This window comes from Chryseobacterium contaminans (assembly GCF_001684955.1).
Lineage (GTDB): Bacteria > Bacteroidota > Bacteroidia > Flavobacteriales > Weeksellaceae > Chryseobacterium > Chryseobacterium contaminans.
The window spans coordinates 1-5,563 of sequence record NZ_MAYF01000122.1; the positions used below are offsets into that span (position 1 = coordinate 1).

A 5,563-nucleotide genomic window follows, 5' to 3' on the forward strand; every position below is an offset into this window, starting at 1 on the left:
TTTCAGAAGCTTCAGCAGTGGTTACATTGCGCTTCATGAATTGATTTTTTCCGGTTTTGATCCAGACGTATTGATTGTCGTCTTTTTGCATCAGGGCAGAAGTTGGGATAATAATTGTGTTTTCAGAATCGGTGGAGTAAATAATGGTGGCAAACATACCAGGTTTTAATGTCCTGTCGGGATTATCACATTGTATTAAAACTTTGATACTTCTTGTGGCTTCATCTACCCAGTCATTGATATGGTATACTTTTCCGTTAATGGCTCTGTCCGGATAGGTATTAACTTTTATAGATACCTGATCTCCGTTTTTAATGAACCGAAGATCCTTTTCTTTCACTTCTCCGGAGATCCAGACCTTAGAAAGTTCAGCAATAAACATCACAGGTTCTGCATCTTCGCGGAGATATTGTCCGGTAACAATTTTATTGGAAATCACTTCACCGGCAATGGGAGCTCTTACAATTAAACCGCCGGAACCTTTTCCCTGACTGTTGTAAATTTTTAATGCTGTGGAGGCATTGGATAAGGAAATCTTTTTATTTCTGAATTCGGTTTCAGATTCTTCAAGTTCCTTTTGTATTCCCACACCGTGTTTTACAAGGTCCTGCTGACGTTTGTATTTTTTTTCTGCCAGCCCGGCTTCATTCAAGGCATCGGAATATTCTTTCTGTATATCCAGATATCCTGAAGAAAGGACTTCAAAAAGAGGACTTCCGGCACTTACTTTCTGCCCGATATTAACAAAAGCTTTTGTAACTCTTCCTGAAAAAGGACTTGCTATTTCTGCATAATTATTAGGAATGGCTTCTATGGTTCCTACAGAAGTAATATCATGACTATATTCCTGATCGCTAACGGTTATAGTTTTAATTTTCTTTAAAACAGGGTTGTTTTCAGGAATGGTAACCTGATTGTCCTTCAGGATGATTTCCTGTTCGGGAGCTTGTTGTGGAACATTGTCTTTGCAGGAGGCTGCAAAAAGAATGATAATGCTTAAGATTATTCTTTTCATGATCTTAATAAAATTGAGTGCTGTTGCTGATTTTAGGTTTTGTATTGTTCTTTTTCTTGTTAATGACCAGTTTTTTACTCCGGGCTTCCTTTTGAGTGGATAAAGTAGGGCGTAGGAATATATTGGTGGAAACAATGAAAAAGACGGTAATGAGTGCTTCCTTGGGATATCCAAGAGCGCATAATGCTCCTATAGCTGCGGAACACCATAAAGTTGCTGCGGTATTTAATCCTCTTACGGTAAGGCCATCTTTCATGATAACGCCACCACCCAGGAATCCAATACCACTAACAATGTAAGAGGTGATTCTTCCGGCTGCATCACCACCAATTCTGATGGCAATCAGTACAAATGCTGCGGAACCTATACAAACTAAAGTGTTGGTGCGGAGGCCTGCATTCTTTTTACGCCACTGTCTCTCGAAGCCTATACCGGCTCCTAAACAGAATGCAGTTAATAAACGAAGTGTAAATTCAAATGTATTCATAACTTTTCCTTTTTTATAAAGCCTGTGAGCTGTACGGGAAAAGTGAGTACAACTAAAGCTTTTAAGATTGATAATTACTGTAAGGATCTGCGTCCATATGCTTTATTTTTTACAGTGCAAAAGTAGGAATAGTGGGCTTTTTCAGCCGTTAGAAAAGCTTTAGAATGCTATTAGAATTTTATTAGAAAAATAGAGAGAATAGTTGTTTGAAAATAAAATGATATATTTGATAGTATCAAATGATACTATCATTAATGAAACCTCCTTACCATATTACTAGTGAGATATTGTCACTAATCGCTTCTATTTCAGAGAAAATAGGAGAGATTAATGCTGCTCTTTTATATAAGCCTACCACAGAACTAAGAAAAAAGAATAGAATTAAAACGATTCAGTCTTCATTAGAAATTGAAGGTAATACTCTTACAGAAGAACAAATTACAGCTTTGTTAGAGAATAAAAGAGTTGTGGCCCCTCAAAAAGATATTCTTGAGGTTCAGAATGCCATTAAAACTTATGAACAGCTTCATCAGTTTAATCCTTATCAAATAAAGGATTTGGAAAGGGCTCATTCGATTTTAATGAATGGTTTAATTGAGAGCGCAGGTAAGTTAAGAACTACGAATGTTGGGATTGTGAAAGGATCTAAAGTTGAGCATATTGCTCCGGGAGGAGGAATGGTTAAAGCTTTAGTGAAGGATCTTTTTGGATATCTGAAAAAAGATAAAGATTTACTACTGATTAAAAGTTGTGTTTTTCATTATGAATTTGAATTTATTCATCCTTTTATTGATGGAAATGGAAGAATGGGAAGGTTATGGCAAACTTTGATTCTTATGCAGCGATATCCGGTTTTTGAGTTTTTACCTGTAGAAAGTTTAATAAAACAACAACAAAGTATATACTATAGTAAACTTTCTGAGTCAGATAAAAAAGGTAATTCCACTCCCTTTATAGAGTTTATGCTTGGAATTATTCAGGCTGCTTTAGAAGAAGTTTTACAGTTACAGAATAAAACACTTTATACGGAAGATAGAATATTGTTATTTAAAGATAAAGCAGGAAAAAATACATTTACCAGAAAAGATTATTTGAATCATTTTAAAAACATTTCTGCCCCAACAGCAAGTCGTGATTTAAAATGGGCAGTTGAGCAGGGAATTTTATCCAGATTTGGAGATAAGCGATTAGCAGAATATCAATTTTAAATTCTTTGATTGAAATAAATATTTGTTGATAAAGGATTATGAATGGTTACAGATTGAGGATTAAAACACTCATCTGTAACCATTTTTTAAGATATTAATTCAATACATTTGGCAAAAGTCTAGTTTTGTACTATACTATTATTAATTTTGTAGAATAAAACTTGTTGTTATTTCCTGGTTTCATACCCAAAGTTGTCTTTATAAATTATATATTTTAGAAATGAAAAATTCAAACTTAGCGATTCCTGCCACATTGTTAGCCATTATCTGTGTACAGGGTGGAGCATCCATTGCCAAGCAGCTTTTCCCGGCAATTGGAGCCATTGGAACCGTTACTTTGAGGATTGTACTTTCTGCCATTCTGCTTACCATTATCAATAGACCCAAGTTTTTAGAGTTTACTCCACAAAAATGGAAATATTGTGCAATGTATGGAACAGGACTGGCAGCAATGAATCTTATTTTCTATATGGCCATTCAGAGAATTCCTTTAGGATTGGCGGTAACTGTAGAATTTGCAGGTCCGCTATTTCTTGCATTGGCATTATCACGTAAATTATTGGATGTAGTTTGGGCATTATTAGCCTGTATAGGTATATTGCTTATCGTTCCATGGAAGAGCGATCATGTAGATTTATTAGGACTTGGATTAGCTTTTCTGGCGGGAATATTCTGGGCTCTTTATATCGTAATGGGCGGAAAAGTTTCTAAAATAATGGATGGAAGAGATGCTGTAACCACCGGAATGTTGTTTGCCAGTCTGGTAATTATTCCTTTCACAATTTGGGATGGCGCAGTCTTTAATATGACCCCGACTATTTTTGTAAAAGGGTTGGGAGTAGCCATTTTATCCAGTGCTTTACCATTTTCTTTGGAAATGATGGCTCTGAAAAAACTTCCTGCCAAAACCTTCAGTATTCTGATGAGCCTGGAACCTGCATTTGCTGCCCTTTCCGGATTGGTATTCCTTGCTGAAGAACTGTCTTTTTTACAGTGGATTTCTATCAGTTGTGTTATTGCAGCGAGTATAGGAACTACAGTTTTCAATAAGGCAGCAGCTTCCCATACTTAAAGAATTTATAATTTTATTTCCCTATAGATCACACAAATTTACACGGAAGTTTATGGATATGAAAATCAAAGATTTTCAAAAACTTTAGTGTGCTTTTATGTATGAAGTTTGTCACTTGAAGATAACTTAAGTGTTTAAAAACTTTTGTGACTTTTGTGGTTTGTAAAAACTAAGTGGTTTCAGTATCAAATATCACCGTAAAAACAGTCTCTTTATTTTCAGAGGTCACTTTTATAGCTGCATGATGCAGGTGAATAATTTTCTCAGTCAGGAAAAGTCCGATTCCATAGCCCTTTTCCTGTTTAGACGCTTCACTTCTGTAAAAAGGTTCAAAAATATGAAGCAAGTCTTCCTTTGAAATGGTAATTCCTGTATTGATAAAACTGATATAAAGCTTTTCATTGGTTACTTTAACATCAATCAGGCAGGTATGAACCGGAGAATATTTACAGGCATTATCGATGAGGTTATTAAAGGCAACCTGCAACAGATATTCATTTCCCTGTACTACAAGCTGATGCTCTTCTATAGCATTGTCAATATTTAAAGAAACTTTATATCCTTGATTTTCCTTGATGATTTTTGAATAAGATTCCAGAAGAATTTCATCCAGTCGTACTTCAGAAAAACTTATTTCATTAGGGTCATAGCTCGCCTTGGCAAGGTCCATTAAGCTATTGGATAATTTCACCATATTCCGGGCATCGTCCAGGGCATATTGAATAGTCTGCTGATATTCTTCTTTGGTTTGTTCCTTTTCCGTAGAGAATTCCAGTTCTGTGATAATGGCCGATAGTGGAGTACGGAGCTCATGAGAAATATTGGAAACAAAATGTTTTTGAGCATCAAACGAATTTTCCAGTCTTTCCAGCATTCCATTGAAGTTTTGGGCTAATTCATTCAGCTCATCTTTCTCAGCAGTGGTTTTTAAGCGCAATTGTAATTTTCCGGCAGTGATGCTCTTTATTTGATAAACCATGTCACTCAGCGGGCTCAACGCTTTTTTTGAAAGGAATATTCCGGCTAAATAAATAAGTATTAAAATGCTGATAAAAGCAATGATACTGATCGTAAGAAGATGGTTGATTGATTTATATCCATATTGATCGTATCCGGCAGCTGTCACTAAATATTCTTTCCCATTATGAGTGTAAACCGTTCCTATGGCCTGTAGATCATCAATAAAAAAACTGATTTCTTTTTTCTTTAAAATATTGGAAAGCATTTTCTGATCTTCCTTTACAAAATCTACTTTTGAATCATCATGATAGATCAGATTGAATTCCGGGTCATAGATGGCTACCTGAACCTCATTAATGGTTTTTGTGTTGTTTTTGTAAACACGGTGCATTTCCTTTTCGCTCAGGGTACTCTGAAAAAAAAGATTGGCTTTGGCCACGGCTTCGTTTCTGAGCTGGGCATAAAATGAAATTTCCCGGGCTTCACTTGAAGAATAATACACGGCAATACCATAAAATATCATCAGCATGGCCGTGACAATAGTAAAGAGTAAGGTAAGCCGGGTTCTTATTTTCATGCTTATGGATTATTGCTGATGTTCTTCGTATCCTTTTTTTAAAATAAAGCCCATTCCTGCTTTGGTATGGATCAGTTTATGTTCAAAATCCTTGTCAATCTTTTTGCGGATATAGTTGATATACACGTCAATAAAATTAGTGCCGGTATCGAAATGGGTTTCCCATACATTTTCAGCAATCTCTGAACGGGAAAGAACCCTTTCCGGATTTTCCAGCATATATTTCATCAGGTTAAACTCCTTG

At 35.7% G+C, this 5,563-nt stretch carries 6 protein-coding genes; 2 read left to right on the forward strand and 4 right to left on the reverse strand.

Annotated features, from left to right (window positions below; all coding sequences use genetic code 11):
* Positions 1 to 1,015: efflux RND transporter periplasmic adaptor subunit (locus BBH99_RS08830; protein WP_066694740.1), on the reverse strand; the 1,015-nt coding region annotated here is incomplete at its 3' end.
* Between the two features lie 4 nt (positions 1,016 to 1,019).
* A complete protein-coding gene (locus BBH99_RS08835) occupies positions 1,020 to 1,502 on the reverse strand; it encodes an MgtC/SapB family protein (RefSeq protein ID WP_065395031.1) in 483 nt (160 codons plus the stop codon).
* A 254-nt stretch (positions 1,503 to 1,756) separates the two neighbouring features.
* Between BBH99_RS08835 and BBH99_RS08840 the strand changes: the two genes are divergently transcribed.
* Both BBH99_RS08840 and BBH99_RS08845 read left to right on the forward strand, forming a co-directional pair.
* Positions 1,757 to 2,710: a Fic family protein gene (locus BBH99_RS08840; protein WP_185111057.1), complete on the forward strand. Its 954-nt coding sequence runs from the start codon at positions 1,757 to 1,759 to the stop codon at positions 2,708 to 2,710.
* A 220-nt stretch (positions 2,711 to 2,930) separates the two neighbouring features.
* A complete protein-coding gene (locus tag BBH99_RS08845; protein WP_066694744.1) occupies positions 2,931 to 3,782 on the forward strand; it encodes an EamA family transporter in 852 nt (283 codons plus the stop codon).
* Between the two features lie 169 nt (positions 3,783 to 3,951).
* Here the strand turns inward: BBH99_RS08845 and BBH99_RS08850 are convergent, their stop codons facing one another.
* Both BBH99_RS08850 and BBH99_RS08855 read right to left on the reverse strand, forming a co-directional pair.
* Complete coding sequence (locus BBH99_RS08850) at positions 3,952 to 5,319, reverse strand: sensor histidine kinase (protein WP_066694745.1); 1,368 nt, start codon at positions 5,317 to 5,319, stop codon at positions 3,952 to 3,954.
* A 9-nt stretch (positions 5,320 to 5,328) separates the two neighbouring features.
* The coding region (locus tag BBH99_RS08855; protein WP_131799203.1) for a helix-turn-helix domain-containing protein at positions 5,329 to 5,563 on the reverse strand (235 nt) is incomplete at its 5' end.

What these genes read in the sequence shown, in the direction of transcription:
- BBH99_RS08840 (WP_185111057.1), top strand. Translation starts at nt 1,757, where the DNA reads ATGAAACCTCCTTACCATATTACTAGTGAGATATTGTCACTAATCGCT.
- BBH99_RS08845 (WP_066694744.1), top strand. Translation starts at nt 2,931, where the DNA reads ATGAAAAATTCAAACTTAGCGATTCCTGCCACATTGTTAGCCATTATC.
- BBH99_RS08850 (WP_066694745.1), bottom strand. Translation starts at nt 5,319, where the DNA reads ATGAAAATAAGAACCCGGCTTACCTTACTCTTTACTATTGTCACGGCC.
- BBH99_RS08835 (WP_065395031.1), bottom strand. Translation starts at nt 1,502, where the DNA reads ATGAATACATTTGAATTTACACTTCGTTTATTAACTGCATTCTGTTTA.